Raw genomic sequence first — 15038 nt, 5'->3', positions numbered from 1 at the left:
CAGCCTGCCATCCCGCCCGCGCACGTCACGTATCCGTGCGCGGGCGGGATGGCAGGCTGGTGGCATGCGTTCGCTTCCGCGCCATTCCGGCCTGCGTCTTTCCGGTGCCGCCACCGTCCTCGCCGCCACCGTCCTCGCCGCCGCCGTGCTGCTGAGCGTGCCGGCGTCCGTGCCCGCCTCCGCCGACGACGGAACACCCGACCGGACCTTCACGATCAGGGATCCCCGGATCGTCGAGTCCAGCGGGCTGGCCGCGAGCCGTCGCCACCCGGGCATCTACTGGACGCACAACGACAGCGACGACGGGCCCTATGTCTTCGCCGTGGACTCCAGGACCGGCGAGACGGTGGCGACGATCACCCTGGAGGGCGTCGGTGAGCCCCGGGACGTGGAGGCCATCTCCCTGGGTTCCGATGGAAACGTGTATGTCGGCGACATCGGCGACAACCTCGACGGGAGCTGGGACCATGTGTGGATCTACCGCTTCCCGGAGCCCGCGGCGCTCAAGGACATGACGGTGCGGGCGACGCAGTTCACCGTGAAGTACGCGGACGGACCGCGCAACGCCGAGGCGCTCATGGTCGATCCCGGGACGGGCCGCGTCTACATCGCCTCGAAGAACGACAACGGCGGCGGACTCTACGAGGGCCCGGCGCGGCTGACCCCGTCCGGCACGAATGTCTTCCGGCGGATCGGCGAGGTGCCCTGGGTGACGGACGGGGCCTTCTCGCCCGACGGCACGGAACTGGTACTGCGCTCGTACTTCAGCGCACGGGCCTACGCGTGGAAGAACGGCCGCCTGGGCGAGGACCACGCGGTCCACGCGCCGTTCCAGGGCCAGGCGGAGTCCGTGACCTACACGGCGGACGGCAGCGCGCTGATGTTCGGCTCCGAGGGCAAGGAGAGCCAGGTCGTCCGCGAGGATCTGGACAACGGCAAGGGCAAGGGCGAAGACACGGACAAGGGCAAGGGCTCCGGCAACTCCCCCTCCGGCACCGGCGGTTCCGCGACCGGCCCCGACGACGCCGGCACGGCCGACGGCAACGCCGCCAAGGGCAACGCGACCCTGGGCGCGTTCATCCTCATCGGCGGCGCGGTGCTCTTCTTCGGCTTCAAGCGCCTGCGCGGCAGGTCCTGAGCGCGACACGACGGGCCCCGGCGCACCGGCGCCGGGGCCCGTCGGGGGAATGCGGGGCGGGGGACGTCAGAGGCGTTCGATGACGTAGTCGACGCACTCCGTCAGGGCCGCGACGTCCGCCGGGTCGACGGCCGGGAACATGGCCACGCGGAGCTGGTTGCGGCCGAGCTTGCGGTAGGGCTCGGTGTCGACGATGCCATTGGCGCGCAGGGCCTTGGCGACCGCCGCCGCGTCGATCTCGTCCGCGAAGTCGATCGTGCCGATGACCTGCGAGCGCTTCGCCGGGTCGACCACGAACGGAGTCGCGTACTTGGACGCCTCGGCCCAGCCGTACAGCGTGCGCGCCGAGGTGGCCGTGCGGCGGACCGACCAGTCCAGGCCGCCCTGCGAGTTGAGCCAGTCGAGCTGCTCGTTCAGCAGGAAGAGGGTGGCCAGCGCCGGGGTGTTGTACGTCTGGTTCTTCAGCGAGTTGTCGATCGCGGTCGGCAGCGAGAAGAACTCCGGCACATGGCGTCCCGAGCCGTGCACGCGGGCGGCGCGCTCCAGCGCGGCCGGTGAGAAGACACCGATCCACAGGCCGCCGTCGGAGGCGAAGGACTTCTGCGGGGCGAAGTAGTAGACGTCCGTCTCGGCGATGTCGACGGGCAGCCCGCCCGCGCCCGAGGTCGCGTCGACCAGGACCAGCGCGCCCTCGTCGGCGCCCGCGACCCGCTCGACCGGCGCGGCGACGCCCGTGGAGGTCTCGTTGTGCGTGAAGGCGTAGACGTCGACGCCCGCCTCCGCCTCCGGGTCCGGGTGCGAGCCCGGGTCGGAGGAGATGACGGTCGGCTCGGCCAGCCAGGGCGCGAGCTTGGCCGCCTTGGCGAACTTGGAGGAGAACTCGCCGAAGGAGAGGTGCTGCGACTTGTTCTCGATCAGACCGTGCGTCGCGATGTCCCAGAAGGCGGTGGAGCCGCCGTTGCCCAGGATCACCTCGTATCCCTCGGGCAGCTCGAAGAGGCTCCGTACACCCTCGCGTACCGAGCCGACCAGGTTCTTGACCGGGGCCTGCCGGTGGGATGTGCCGAGCAGAGAGGTACCGGTGGCGGCCAGCGCTTCCACCGCCTCCGTCCGCACCTTGGAGGGACCTGCGCCGAAACGGCCGTCGGCGGGCTTGATGTCAGCGGGAATCTGGATATCGGCCACGGGCCGGAGCCTAGTCCCTCCCGGCGCACGGCCGGCAACGGTGTCCGTCGGGTGAGACGCGGAGGAGACGGCCGCTTCCGGCCTCGCGGGGGCACCGGTCCGGCGCCGCCTGGAGCTGTCCGGGAGCCGTCCGGAGTGGAACGGACGCCTCCGCCGTGGCCGGCGGGCGTCTGCGCCGTGGCGCCGGCCGGCTTCACTCGTTCGGAGGATATCGCTACCTGCTGTGACGGCCGGCGGATGGCCCGTGCCCCGGTCCGGTCAGCCCGCGCTCCGCCCGTCGGCCGGCTCCTCGGCCGCGCCGTCCCCCGCCGCCCGCCTCGACGCCAGCTCGTACAGGTACTCCACCAGTGTGATCAGCACGTACTTGCTGGACGAGCGGTCCCGCGCGTCGCACTCCACCAGCGGTACGTCCGGGGCCAGCGCGAGTGCCGTACGGATCTGGTCCACCGCGTGAAAGGGCCCGCCGAAGTCGTTGCAGGCCACGATGAAGGGCGTGCCGTGGTGCTCCAGCCGGTCCAGGGCGTACCAGGAGTCCGAGAGACGGCGGGTGTCGACCAGGACGACCGCGCCCAGCGTCCCGGAGAAGAGCCGCTCCCACAGGAACCAGAAGCGCTCCTGGCCCGGGGCGCCGAAGAGATAGAGGACGGACTTCTCGTCCAGCGAGATCCGGCCGAAGTCGAAGGCGACGGTGGTGGAGGTCTTTCTTCGCAGCCCGTCCAGATCGGGGACCACATCCGCGTCCTCGCTCGCGCGGGAGAGCGTCTCCTCGGTGTTGAGAGGACGGATCTCGCTGACGGAACGGACCATGGTCGTCTTGCCGACACCGAAGCCGCCGACGATGACGATCTTCAGAGCGTTGTCGACGGTGCGGGCCAGCGAGGGCCCGGCCGAGGACCGCTGGGCCATGGACGCGACGGCCGTGGACGGGACGGCCACGGCCGCGCCCGCGGACCGGTCGGCGGGCGTTCCGGTGGGCCGTTCGGAGGTTGCGGAGTCCAACGCGCACCTGCTTCGGGGAGGTCGGGATCGGGAAGTCGCGGAGCCGTACGGGGTGTACGAGGACGACGGGCGCCCCGGGAAGGTTCCCGGGGCCGGCCGGTTCATGCCCGTGCCCGTGGGCCGCTCCGTCCGTGTGCGTGCGCGGCGGTGCGCGGGGGAACGGGGGCGCCGGTCGTGGTCATAGTGGATCGCCTTCCGGGTGTGTGGGGGTGGCCGGGTGCGGTGGAGCGGTTGGTACGACCTTCCGGAAGGCGCTGAACCGGGCTGCCGGTGGGGCGGCGGCGGGCGCGGCGGGGGCGGGAGGCCCCGTGTCGCCCCACTCGGGTGAGTCGGAGAGGGTCCGGAGGTGACAGGCTTGGAATCTGTTGAATATTGCTCAAACGGTGGCCACTATATGAGATTTGACGATCAGTTTGGGAGTTTCCTGTTCGGTTTTCTTCCGTGCGCCGGGTGCGGACGACGGCGAAAAGCCTGGGTCGCGGTGACGGCCGGGGCATCCTGGGGTCATGGCTGAGTCGGATACGCCGGACACGAGGGCACTCGCGCGGGCGATGGGAACGGCCGTGCGCGGCGAGGTGGAGTTCGACGCGGCGGCACGCGCGCTGACGACCATGGACGCGTCCAACTACCGGCGCGTCCCGGTGGGCGTCGTCGCACCGCGGGACGCGGCGGATGTGGCGGCGGCGCTGGCGGTCTGCCGGGAGTACGGCGTACCGGTGGTGCCGCGCGGCGCCGGCACCTCGATCGCCGGGAACGCCACCGGCACGGGCGTGGTGCTCGACCTCACCCGCCATCTGCGGTCCGTCCTGTCCGTGGACGCGCACGCGCGCACGGCGGTCGTCCAGCCCGGTGTCGTCCTGGACGATCTGCGCGCCGCCGTACGCCCGCACGGACTGACCTTCGGGCCCGACCCGTCGACGCACAGCCGCTGCACGCTCGGCGGGATGATCGGCAACAACGCGTGCGGATCGCACTCGGTGGCCTGGGGGACGACCGCCGACAACGTCCAGGGGCTGTCGGTCCTGACGTACGGCGGTGACACGCTGCGCCTCGGCCGCGGCTGGGACGGCGCTCCCGCCGGACTGCGCGAGCTGGTCGACCGGCATCTCGCGCCGCTGCGCACCGGCTTTCCCGCCGGGCTGCCCCGGCTGATCTCCGGTTACGCGCTGCCCGCGCTGCTCCCCGAGGCGGGCCCCGATCCGGCCCGCGCCTTCTGCGGCAGCGAGGGCACGCTCGGCGTCGTCACCGAAGCGACCGTACGGCTGGTCGAGGCACCGGCCGCGCGGGCGCTCGCCGTACTCGGCTATCCGGACGAGAGCGCCGCCGCCGAGGCCGCGGCCGGGCTGCTGCCGTACCGTCCGCTGACCGTCGAGGGCATGGCCGAGGACCTCGTCCGGGTACGGGGCGCGAGCGGCGGCGGGCGCGGCGGCGGGCAGGAGCTGCCGCGCGGCGGGGCCTGGCTCTTCGCGGAGACCGGCGGCGCGACACCCGCCGAGGCACGGGCCGCCGCGCTGGAGATCCTCCGCGCGGCCGACCCGCTGGACGGGCTGGTGGTGGACGATCCGGCCGCGCAGCGGGCCCTGTGGCGGGTACGGGAGGACGCGGCGGGCACCGCGACCCGCACGGCGGACGGCAGCGAGGCGTGGCCCGGCTGGGAGGACTGCGCGGTACCGCCCGCCCGGCTCGGCGCGTATCTGCGCGACTTCCGCGCCCTGCTGGCCGAACACGGACTGCGCGGCACACCGTACGGGCACTTCGGCGACGGCTGCATCCATGTCCGGATCGACTTCGACCTGCTGGGCGAGGACGGCGTGCGGCGCTTCCGCCGGTTCTCCGAGGAGATGGCCGCCCTGGTCGTCGCGCACGGCGGCTCGCTGTCCGGCGAGCACGGCGACGGGCTGGCGCGCTCCGAACTGCTGTCGACGATGTACGGAGACGAACTGGTCGGGATCTTCCGGGAGTTCAAGGACCTCTGGGACCCGGCGGGCGGGATGAATCCGGGCGTGCTCGCCCGGCCCGCCCGACTCGACGAGAATCTCCGCTTCTCCGTGCTGCCGCGCGAGCGCGTCGGCGTCGCCTTCGGCTATCCGCACGACGGACCGGGCGGCGGGGACTTCTCGGCGGCCGTGCGCAGATGTGTCGGAGTGGCGAAGTGCCGGGTGGCGGGGCCGGGTTCGGGGCCGGGCGTGATGTGCCCCTCGTTCCGTGCGACGGGCGAGGAGCAGCACTCCACGCGCGGGCGCGCCCGGCTGCTCCACGAGATGCTCGCGGGCGAGGTGGTCACGGACGGCTGGCGCTCGGAGGAGGTACGGGACGCGCTCGACCTCTGTCTGTCCTGCAAGGGCTGCCGCAGCGACTGTCCGGTGGGCGTGGACATGGCCACGTACAAGGCGGAGTTCCTGTACCAGCACTACCGGGGACGGCGGCGGCCCGCCGCGCACTACGCGATGGGCCGGCTGCCGGTGTGGCTCAGGGCGGCGGCGAGGTACGCGTACGGCGCGCCGGTGCTGAACGCGGCGGCGCGGGTGCCGCCGCTGGCGGCCCTGGCCAAGCGGCTGGCCGGGATCGCTCCGGAACGGACGATTCCGCGGCTCGCGCCCGAGACCTTCGGACGGTGGCTGAGGCGCCATATGAGGGGCAGGGCCGAGGTGTTCGCCCGCGGCCGTGCGGTGATCCTCTGGCCCGACACCTTCACCGAGCACCTCGCGCCGTCGGTCGGACGGGCGGCGGTGAGGGTACTGGAGGCGGCCGGCGTCGGGATCGTGGTGCCGCCGGGCGAGCGCGGTGGCCAGCGCGGTCGCGGCGGCCAGGTGTGCTGCGGGCTGACGTATGTCTCGACGGGCCAGCTCGATCAGGCCCGTACGGTCATGCGCCGCACGCTGGACCGGCTGGAACCGCTGCTCGACCTGGAGCTGCCGGTGCTCGTGCTGGAGCCGAGCTGCGCCGCCACGCTGACGACCGACCTGCCGGAACTGCTCGGCGGCGACCCGCGCGCGGCGCGGCTGGCCGCGTCCGTACGGACCTTCGCCCAGGCGCTGGAGGAGTGCGCGCCGGAGTGGGAGCCGCCTCGGCTGGACCGTACGGTCGCCGGCCAGACCCATTGCCACCAGCACGCGGTCCTCGGTGACGCGGCGGACCGGCGGCTGCGTGAACGGGCGGGTCTGACCGGCGAGCTGAGCGGAGGCTGCTGCGGTCTCGCGGGCGACTTCGGTTTCGTACGCGGCCACTACGAGGTGTCGGTGGCCTGTGCGGAGGACCAGCTGCTGCCCTCGGTGCGGGCGGCCGGGCCGGAGGCGGAGCTTCTCGCGGACGGGTTCTCCTGCCGTACGCAGCTCGACCAGCTCGGTGGCCACCCGGCCCGGCATCTGGCGGAGGTGCTGGCCGAGGCGCTGGGGAGGAGTCCGGCGCGGACGCCGACGGGGAGGATCACGGACGGTCCGGGCGAGGGGTGATACGGCCGGACGGGACGAGGGTGACGGCGGCCGGGCAGGGTGGGGCGTGATGGCGGCCGGGCAGGGCGAGGCGCGATGGCGCACGGCCAGGGCGAGGCGGGACGACGGTTGGTCAGGGTGAGGTGTGATGGCGGCCGGGCAGGGCCTGGCCGCGGACCGCCGTCAGCTTTCCGTGGGACGGCGTCTGCGGACCACCGAGACCATGCCCGCACCGGCGACGACGGCCGCACCGGCCGCACCGGCGACGATCTGTGCCGTGGAGCCCGAGCCCGGGCCCGGGGCGCCGGCGGGGCCCGTCGCGGCCAGGGCCGTCCTCGCCCGCTCCCTGGTGGACGACCGGGACCCGGCCGCGTCCAGGATCAGATCCGTGACCGCCTTCGGATGGGCCAGCATCGCGAGGTGCGGTGAGTCGATCTCCAGGGTGTGGGAGCGGGCCCGCCGGGCCTCGAAGCGCTCCAGCTCGGGCGGGACGGCCCGGTCCTGGCGGGAGACCAGGGCCCAGGAGGGGACGGTCCGCCAGGCGACGGGACCGGTCGCCTCGCTGAACGCCCGTGCGTCGATCGGCCGTTGAGAGGCCGCCAGTACCGCCGTGGTGGTGGGCGGGAGCGAGGCGGCGAGCACCGGACGGTAGAGCTCGGGCTTGACGTAGAGATCGGTGCCGACGGATCCGTCCGGCCCGGTGAACGGCACCGGCGTCAGCGCCGAAGTGAGTTCGCTGCCGGGAAACCTGTCGGTCAGGACCGAGAGGAGCTCGCCGGTGTCGGGCACCAGTGCGTTGATGTACACGAGCGCCTTGACCTGGGGATTGCCGACCGCCGCGCCGCTGATCACCGCGCCGGCGTAGGAGTGGCCGACCAGGACGACCGGGCCCTCGACGCTTCTGAGCACTCCGGCGAGATACGCCGTGTCGGCGGCCGGGCCCCGCAGCGGATTGGCGGGTGCCATGACGTGGTGGCCCTCGCTCTGGAGGAGAGGGACGATCTCGCGCCAGCTCGACGCGTCGGCGAAGGCACCGTGCACCAGCACGATCGTCGGCCTGGCGGTGCCGCCGCGCTTCGTGGGCGCGACGGTCGCGGCGCCGACGGCCGGTACGGCGCGGGCGAGCGTGGTCGCGGTGAGCATCGCGGCGAGCGCGTAGCCGCGGCGCGAACGTATCCGCGGGCCCGTACGCGGCCTTTTCCCCGGACCGGTGCGCGAGCGTATCCAGGGGGGAGCGGAGGGCGAGCCGGGATCGGAGGGCATGGCCATGTCTGTCTCCTCTGACGGTTGACGGTCGGATGACGGTCGGACGAGAACGGCATCAGTGTGGTCAACGCCCGGCGGCAGGGCGCGCCGCGAGAGCCGTACGGGTGAACGGGACCGCCGTTCGGGTAGCGGTGCGCGTACGGGGAGTGACATCGGCGGGTGTCGGTCTCTTGGGCGGGGCGGACGGCCCGCGTGGCGGGGGCGGTGCCCGTGTCGGGGATGGTCCCCGGTCGCCAGGTCTCCGGCCCTCGGCTCCCGGCTCAGGCGTCCGCGGTCAGTTCGTGTGCCAGGGCCGCGAGACGGGGGATCGCCGGGTGGGCGGTGCCTTCGCGCCAGACCAGGAAGACCGGCAGCGGCGGGGCGTCGGAGAGCGGGCGGTAGGCGACGCCCGGGTGCTGGTGGACCACGGGGGTCGAGGCGCCCGTGACACCGATACCGCGCGCCGCCGCGATCGCCGTCAGCCAGTCGTCGGTGTTGGTGACCGTGACGGCGGTCGCGGGCCCGGCCCCCGGGGGCCACAGCGCCGGACTCGTCGTACCCGAGACCCGGTTGACGATCAGCGGCTCCGGCGCCAGGTCCGCCAGTGTGAGCGACGCACGCGCGGCCAGCGGTCCGTCGGCCGGTACGGCCGCCACCCGCCCCTCCGTGAACAACAGCTCCTTGACCAGCCCCGGGATCTCCACCGGCCCGCGCAGCAGCGCCGCGTCGACCTCGCCGCGGGTCAGCCCGGCCGTACGGTCGTCGATCCTGAGCAGCTCCAGCGGGGTCCCCGGCTGCTCGCGCTGCCAGCGCCGCAGCAGCGGCGTGGTGTACGGGCCGAAGGCCGACCACGGGTGGCCGAGCCGCAGCGGACGGCGGCGCAGCCGTCCCGCGTCGAGTGCCTCGTCGAACGCGGCCACCGCCGCGGCGGCCTTGTCGCGGAAGGCGCGCCCGTCCGCGGTGAGTGCGAGATGGTGGGTGGAGCGCTCCGCGAGCCGTACGCCGAGATGCTTCTCCAGTGCCGCCAGCGTGCGGGAGACGGCGGGCTGGGTGAGGTGCAGCCGGACCGCCGCCCTGGTCAGGTTGGATTCTTCGGCGATGGCGAGGAAGCAGCGGAGATGGCGCATCTCAATGCTCATGCGTCCGGAGCATAACGGCAGCCCAATCGGCATTTCACCGGGTGGGATACCGGGCCGTACGGTGAGCGGTGCGGCAGGCGGGTGGAGTACGGTGTGTTGGACTTCGAGTCCATTGAAGTGAACCACGTGCGGATGCGTCAGGTGTCAGGGGAGGATTCCGGTGGAAGAGCCGCGTACCGCTACGGCTGAGGGCGCCTCGACGGCTGTGACCTCCGGCGTCCCCGCCCCTCTCCCCACCGGCGGGTCCGTCCCTGCCGGGGGTTCCGTCCCAGAGGCTGCCGCCGCAGCAGCTACCGCCGGAGCCGCCGCCGGGGCCGGTGAGAGCCCGGCGGGAGCCGGCCTGGCGCTGGGCCCGGTCGCGCTGGTCGTCGCCGGCGGGCTGTCCGTACAGTTCGGCTCGGCCGTCGCCGTGCTGCTCATGCCCCGCACCGGCGCCCTCGGTGTGGTCGCGCTGCGGCTCGTGCTCGCCGCGATCGTCCTGCTCGTGGTCTGCCGGCCCACACTGCGCGGACACTCGCGGGCCGACTGGGGAACGGTCATCGCCTTCGGCTCGGTGCTGGCCGCCATGAACGGGCTCTTCTACCAGGCGGCCGACCGTATTCCGCTGGGCGCGGCCGTCACCCTCGAAGTCCTCGGCCCGCTCACGCTCTCCGTGATCGTCTCCCGGCGGCTGGTCAATGTGCTCTGGGCCGTGCTGGCGCTCGGCGGGGTGCTGCTGCTCAGCGGCGGCGGGTTCGACCGGCTCGATCCGGTGGGCGCGGCGTTCGCGGTCTCGGCGGGCGTCATGTGGGCGGCCTACATCATCTTCAGCGCGCGCACCGGCCGGCGCTTCCCGCAGGCCGACGGGCTGGCCCTGGCCATGGGGGTGGGCGCGCTGCTCGCGCTGCCGCTCGGTGTCGCCGAGTCGGGATCGAAGCTGCTGGTGCCGTCGACACTGGGGCTGGGACTCGCGGTGGCGCTGATGTCCTCCGTCCTCCCGTACACGCTCGAACTGCTCGCCCTGCGGCGGCTGCCGTCCTCGACCTTCGCCGTGCTGATGAGTCTGGAGCCCGCCATAGCGGCGACGGCCGGATTCCTGGTCCTGAGCCAGGCGCTCTCCGCCACCGACGCGCTGGCGATCGCGCTGGTCATCGTGGCGAGCATGGGCGCGGTGCGGACCCAGGTGGGCGGGAAGGGCGTACGCGCGGGCCGCCGGGCGGTCAGACGGGCGGACCGACCGGCGGACCGACCGGCGGCCGAGGGGGCCGACCTGACGGACCGGGTGACGGGCGAACCGACCGACCGTGCTGCGGGCGAGGAGACCGGCCGGCGGTAAAGCAAGCACGCTTGCTTGTTTCTGCCGGCGCTGCCATGCTCCGGGGCACGCACACCGCCGTGTCCCGAGGGGAGCGCATCCGTGTCCGCATCAGGTCCCGTGTCCGGCCCGGCGGCCGGGGGCGCGCCAGTGCACGGCCTGCTCGGCGATCTGCGTGCCGAGAGCGAGGAACTGGACGCGCTGGTGGCTCCTCTCGATCCCGGGGGCTGGGCCCTCGCGACGCCTTCCCCCGGATGGTCCATCGCCCACCAGATCGCCCATCTCACCTGGACCGACCGGGCCGCGCTGCTCGCCGTGACCGATCCGGAGGCCTTCGCCGAGGAGTCGGAGAAGGCCCTTGCCGCGCCCGGCTCCTTCGTCGACGAGGGCGCGGCGGCCGGTGTGTCGCTGCCGCCCGCCCAACTGCTCGCCCGCTGGCGCGAGGGCCGCGTACGGCTCGGGGACGCCTTGCGCGCGTCACCGCCCGGCGCCCGGTTTCCCTGGTACGGGCCGCCGATGAGCGCGGCCTCGCTGGTCACCGCGCGGCTGATGGAGACCTGGGCGCACGGCCGGGACATCGCGGACGCGCTCGGTGTCCGGCGTGAGCCGACCGCGCGGCTGCGGCATGTGGCGTGGATCGGCGTACGGGCCAGGGACTACGCGTATCTCGTCCATGGGGAACGGCCGCCCGCCGAGCCCTTCCGCGTCGAACTGACCGGCCCGGACGGGGAGTCGTGGACGTACGGTCCCGAGGACGCGGCCCAGCGGGTGACCGGGCCGGCGCTCGACTTCTGTCTGCTGGTCACCCAGCGGGCGCACCGCGCGGATCTCGCCGTACGGGCCGAGGGCGCCGACGCCGACCACTGGCTGGACATCGCGCAGGCCTTCGCCGGCCCGGCGGGTGCGGGCCGCGCGCCGGAGGGGGCCCGATGAACGACGCCGCCGAGCAGGGCGCGCGGGAGGCCCGGGGTGCGCAGGGCGCGCGAGGCGCGCGGGAGGTGCGAGGCGCGCGGGAGGTGCGAGGCGCGCGGGGCGTACCCGGTGATGTGCTGCGGATCGGGAACGCGTCCGGCTTCTACGGTGACCGCTTCGACGCGCTGCGCGAGATGCTCACGGGCGGTCCGCTCGATGTCCTCACCGGGGACTATCTCGCCGAGCTGACCATGCTCATCCTCGGCAGGGACCGGACGAAGAACCCGGACGCCGGCTACGCGAAGACCTTTCTGCGCCAGTTGGAGGAGGGCCTCGGTCTCGCCCATGAGCGCGGCGTCAGGATCGTCGCCAACGCGGGCGGACTGAATCCGGCCGGGCTCGCCACCGCCGTACGCGAGCTGGCCGAGCGGGTGGGCGTGCCGGTACGGGTCGCCCACGTCGAGGGGGACGATCTGCTGGCCGGGGACCGGCCGGTACGAGGGGCCCGGGGCGAGGGCGTCCTCACCGCCAACGCGTATCTCGGCGGCGCGGGCATCGCCGCGTGTCTGCGCGCGGGAGCCGATGTGGTGATCACCGGCCGGGTCACCGACGCGGCGCTGGTCACCGGACCGGCCGCCGCCCATTTCGGCTGGGACCTCCGGGATCCCGGCACCGGCATCGGCGCGCAGGACTCCGAAGGCTCCGGGGTCCTCGAAGGCTCCGGGAGCCCCCGCAGTTCCGAAAGCCCCGGGAGTCCCGAAGGCTCCGGCAGCGCGCACGACCTGCACGCCCTCGCGGGCGCCGTCGTCGCCGGGCATGTGCTGGAGTGCGGCACCCAGGCGACCGGCGGCAACTACTCCTTCTTCACCCACCACGACATACACCGTCCGGGCTTCCCGCTCGCCGAGATCCACGCCGACGGCTCGGCGGTCATCACCAAGCATCCCGGTACGGGCGGTGTCGTCGACGTGGGCACCGTCACCGCGCAGTTGCTGTACGAGACCGCCGGTGCCCGGTACGCGGGCCCCGATGTGACCGCCCGGCTCGACACCGTACGGCTGGCCCAGGAAGGGCCCGACCGCGTCAGGATCACCGGCGTACGCGGCGAGCCGCCGCCGCCCACCCTCAAGGTCGGCCTCACCCGGATCGGCGGCTGGCGCAACGAGATCGTCTTCGTCCTCACCGGACTCGACATCGACGCCAAGGCCCGGCTGGTGCGCGAGCAGTTGGAGGACGCGCTCGCGCACCGCCGTCCGGCGCGGATGCGCTGGGAGCTGGCCCGTACCGACCGTCCTGACGCCGGCACCGAGGAGACCGCCAGCGCCCTGCTGCGGCTCGTCGTACGGGACAGCGATCCCGAGGCGGTGGGCCGGGCCGTCGGCGCGGCGGCCGTCGAGCTGGCGCTCGCGAGCTATCCCGGTTTCCATGTCACCGCGCCACCGGGCAACGGCGCGCCGTACGGGGTCTTCGAGGCGGTGTACGTCGACGCGGCCGAGGTCACGCAGGTGGCCGTACTGCCGGACGGACGGCGGACGACGGTGCCGCATCCCGTCCGTACGAAGGTGCTGGAACCGGTCACGGAGACGGCCGGGCAGCTTCCGGAGCCGCTACCCGAGGGGCTGCCGACCCGTCGTGCGCCGCTCGGCCTCGTCGTCGGCGCCCGCAGCGGTGACAAGGGCGGCGACGCCAATGTCGGCGTATGGGCAAGGGACGAGGACGGCTGGCGCTGGCTGGCCCATGAGCTGACCACCGAGCGCTTCCGGCAACTGATCCCCGAATGCCGGGAATTGACCGTCGTCCGCCATCTTCTGCCCCGTCTGCGCGCCCTCAACTTCACCGTCGGGGGACTGCTCGGCGAGGGCGTCGCGGCCCAGGCCCGGTTCGATCCGCAGGCCAAGGCCCTCGGTGAGTGGCTGCGCGCCCGGTATCTGGACATCCCGGAGGTACTGCTGTGACCGTGACCGACCGCGAGCCGCGAGCCGCGGCCGACCGCGAAACGCGAGCCGTGACCGACCGCGAACCGCCAGCCGCGACCGACCGCGAAACGCGAACCGCGACCGTGGAGGTACCGCTGTGACCGTGCTGCCCTCGGCCCTCGACACCGCGTCCCCCGACTACGGCGCCCACCGCGAGGCCATGCTCGCCAAACTCGCCGAACTGGACGCCGAGCACGCCAGGGCCCTGGCCGGCGGCGGGGAGAAGTATGTGGCCCGCCACCGCGCACGCGGCAAACTCCTCGCCCGGGAGCGGATCGAGCTGCTCCTCGACCGGGACACGCCCTTCCTTGAGCTCTCGCCGCTCGCCGCATGGGGCAGTGACCATCCCGTCGGCGCGTCCATGGTCACCGGCATCGGTATGGTCGAGGGCGTCGAGTGCGTGATCACGGCCAACGATCCGACCGTACGCGGCGGCGCCTCCAACCCGTGGACGCTGAAGAAGGCACTGCGTGCCAACGAGATCGCGTACGCCAACCGGCTGCCCGTCATCAGTCTGGTCGAGTCCGGTGGCGCCGATCTCCCGTCCCAGAAGGAGATCTTCATCCCCGGCGGAGCGCTCTTCCGCGATCTCACCCGGCTCTCCGCCGCCGGGATCCCCACCGTCGCCGTCGTCTTCGGCAACTCCACGGCGGGCGGGGCGTATGTGCCCGGGATGTCCGACCACACCGTCATGATCAAGGAGCGGTCGAAGGTCTTCCTCGGCGGACCGCCGCTGGTGAAGATGGCCACGGGCGAGGAGAGCGACGACGAGTCGCTCGGCGGCGCCGAGATGCACGCCCGTACGTCGGGGCTAGCGGACCACTACGCGCTGGACGAACAGGACGCGCTCCGCACGGCCCGGCAGATCGTCGCCCGGCTCAACTGGCGCAAGGCGTACGCCGATCCTGGCCCGGCCGAGCCGCCGAAGTACGACGAGGAGGAGCTTCTCGGGATCGTCCCCGGCGATCTGAGGATTCCCTTCGACCCGCGCGAGGTCGTCGCCCGTGTGGTGGACGGCTCGGACTTCGACGAGTTCAAGCCGCTGTACGGGTCCAGCCTGGTGACGGGATGGGCCCGGCTGCACGGCTACGCGGTGGGCGTGCTGGCGAACGCGCGGGGTGTGCTGTTCTCCGCCGAGTCGCAGAAGGCCGCGCAGTTCATCCAGCTCGCCAACCAGCGTGACATTCCTCTCGTCTTCCTCCACAACACCACCGGTTACATGGTCGGCAGGGAGTACGAGCAGGGCGGGATCATCAAGCACGGCGCGATGATGATCAACGCGGTGGCGAACTCCCGGGTGCCGCATCTGTCGGTGCTGATGGGCGCGTCGTACGGGGCCGGGCACTACGGCATGTGCGGCCGGGCCTACGATCCGCGTTTCCTCTTCGCCTGGCCGAGCGCCAAGTCCGCGGTGATGGGCCCCCAGCAGCTCGCCGGGGTGCTGTCGATCGTGGCGCGCGGATCGGCGGCGGCCAAGGGACAGCCTTACGACGAGGACGGTGACGCGGCGCTGCGGGCGATGGTGGAGCGGCAGATCGAGTCCGAGTCGCTGCCGATGTTCCTGTCGGGACGGCTGTACGACGACGGCGTCATCGATCCGCGCGACACCCGTACCGTGCTGGGCCTGTGCCTGTCCGCGATCCACTCGGCTCCGGTCGAGGGCGTGCGCGGCGGCTTCGGCGTCTTCCGTATGTGAGCCGTCCCCGTGCCCCCGTACCC

11 protein-coding genes are annotated in these 15038 nt (G+C 73.1%); 7 read left to right on the top strand and 4 right to left on the bottom strand.

The genetic code is table 11. The annotated features are described in order from the left end of the window. Window positions 1-64: 64 nt before the first annotated feature. Window positions 65-1138: a YncE family protein gene (locus BFF77_RS11385; RefSeq protein ID WP_066947253.1), complete on the top strand. Its 1074-nt coding sequence runs from the start codon at window positions 65-67 to the stop codon at window positions 1136-1138. A 66-nt stretch (window positions 1139-1204) separates the two neighbouring features. Here the strand turns inward: BFF77_RS11385 and serC are convergent, their stop codons facing one another. Both serC and BFF77_RS11375 read right to left on the bottom strand, forming a co-directional pair. Next, a complete protein-coding gene (serC, locus tag BFF77_RS11380; protein ID WP_066947251.1) occupies window positions 1205-2323 on the bottom strand; it encodes a phosphoserine transaminase in 1119 nt (372 codons plus the stop codon). A gap of 258 nt (window positions 2324-2581) precedes the next feature. Beyond that, the gene (locus BFF77_RS11375) at window positions 2582-3229 is read right to left on the bottom strand and encodes a GTP-binding protein (protein WP_066947258.1); all 648 of its coding nucleotides are present in this window, start codon (window positions 3227-3229) and stop codon (window positions 2582-2584) included. 599 nt (window positions 3230-3828) lie between these two features. Here BFF77_RS11375 and BFF77_RS11370 point away from each other — a divergent pair. After that, window positions 3829-6774 carry an FAD-binding and (Fe-S)-binding domain-containing protein gene (locus tag BFF77_RS11370; RefSeq protein WP_066947249.1) on the top strand — a complete coding sequence of 982 codons (2946 nt, stop codon included), beginning with the start codon at window positions 3829-3831 and terminating at the stop codon, window positions 6772-6774. A 162-nt stretch (window positions 6775-6936) separates the two neighbouring features. Here the strand turns inward: BFF77_RS11370 and BFF77_RS11365 are convergent, their stop codons facing one another. Beyond that, window positions 6937-8022: an alpha/beta fold hydrolase gene (locus BFF77_RS11365; RefSeq protein ID WP_066947246.1), complete on the bottom strand. Its 1086-nt coding sequence runs from the start codon at window positions 8020-8022 to the stop codon at window positions 6937-6939. A gap of 257 nt (window positions 8023-8279) precedes the next feature. Next, window positions 8280-9137, bottom strand: a complete 858-nt coding sequence (locus BFF77_RS11360; protein ID WP_066947244.1) for a LysR family transcriptional regulator — start codon at window positions 9135-9137, stop codon at window positions 8280-8282. A 205-nt stretch (window positions 9138-9342) separates the two neighbouring features. Between BFF77_RS11360 and BFF77_RS11355 the strand changes: the two genes are divergently transcribed. The 5 genes from BFF77_RS11355 (at window position 9343) to BFF77_RS11340 (ending at window position 15015) form a co-directional block, all read left to right on the top strand. After that, window positions 9343-10452: an EamA family transporter gene (locus tag BFF77_RS11355; protein WP_079125043.1), complete on the top strand. Its 1110-nt coding sequence runs from the start codon at window positions 9343-9345 to the stop codon at window positions 10450-10452. Window positions 10453-10581: 129 nt separating this feature from the next. Further along, on the top strand, window positions 10582-11364 hold the full coding sequence (locus BFF77_RS11350) for a TIGR03084 family metal-binding protein (RefSeq protein ID WP_079125042.1): 783 nt from the start codon (window positions 10582-10584) through the stop codon (window positions 11362-11364). Beyond that, a complete protein-coding gene (locus tag BFF77_RS11345) occupies window positions 11361-13298 on the top strand; it encodes an acyclic terpene utilization AtuA family protein (RefSeq protein WP_079125041.1) in 1938 nt (645 codons plus the stop codon). Before BFF77_RS11350 ends, BFF77_RS11345 begins: the two co-directional genes overlap by 4 nt. Beyond that, on the top strand, window positions 13295-13420 hold the full coding sequence (locus BFF77_RS37730) for a hypothetical protein (protein WP_281196358.1): 126 nt from the start codon (window positions 13295-13297) through the stop codon (window positions 13418-13420). The genes BFF77_RS11345 and BFF77_RS37730 overlap by 4 nt, the downstream gene beginning before the upstream one ends. Next, window positions 13417-15015, top strand: coding sequence for an acyl-CoA carboxylase subunit beta (locus BFF77_RS11340; protein WP_066947239.1), 1599 nt, complete (start codon window positions 13417-13419; stop codon window positions 15013-15015). Before BFF77_RS37730 ends, BFF77_RS11340 begins: the two co-directional genes overlap by 4 nt. The last annotated feature ends 23 nt before the right edge of the window (window positions 15016-15038 follow it).

The organism is Streptomyces lushanensis, from assembly GCF_001700515.1.
Taxonomy (GTDB): Bacteria; Actinomycetota; Actinomycetes; order Streptomycetales; family Streptomycetaceae; genus Streptomyces; species Streptomyces lushanensis.
The sequence above is the reverse complement of the archived record's forward strand: the minus strand, read 5'-3'. Positions and strand labels throughout refer to the sequence as shown.

What these genes read in the sequence shown, in the direction of transcription:
- BFF77_RS11385 (WP_066947253.1), top strand. Translation starts at nt 65, where the DNA reads ATGCGTTCGCTTCCGCGCCATTCCGGCCTGCGTCTTTCCGGTGCCGCC.
- BFF77_RS11375 (WP_066947258.1), bottom strand. Translation starts at nt 3,229, where the DNA reads ATGGCCCAGCGGTCCTCGGCCGGGCCCTCGCTGGCCCGCACCGTCGAC.
- BFF77_RS11370 (WP_066947249.1), top strand. Translation starts at nt 3,829, where the DNA reads ATGGCTGAGTCGGATACGCCGGACACGAGGGCACTCGCGCGGGCGATG.
- BFF77_RS11365 (WP_066947246.1), bottom strand. Translation starts at nt 8,022, where the DNA reads ATGGCCATGCCCTCCGATCCCGGCTCGCCCTCCGCTCCCCCCTGGATA.
- BFF77_RS11360 (WP_066947244.1), bottom strand. Translation starts at nt 9,137, where the DNA reads ATGAGCATTGAGATGCGCCATCTCCGCTGCTTCCTCGCCATCGCCGAA.
- BFF77_RS11345 (WP_079125041.1), top strand. Translation starts at nt 11,361, where the DNA reads ATGAACGACGCCGCCGAGCAGGGCGCGCGGGAGGCCCGGGGTGCGCAG.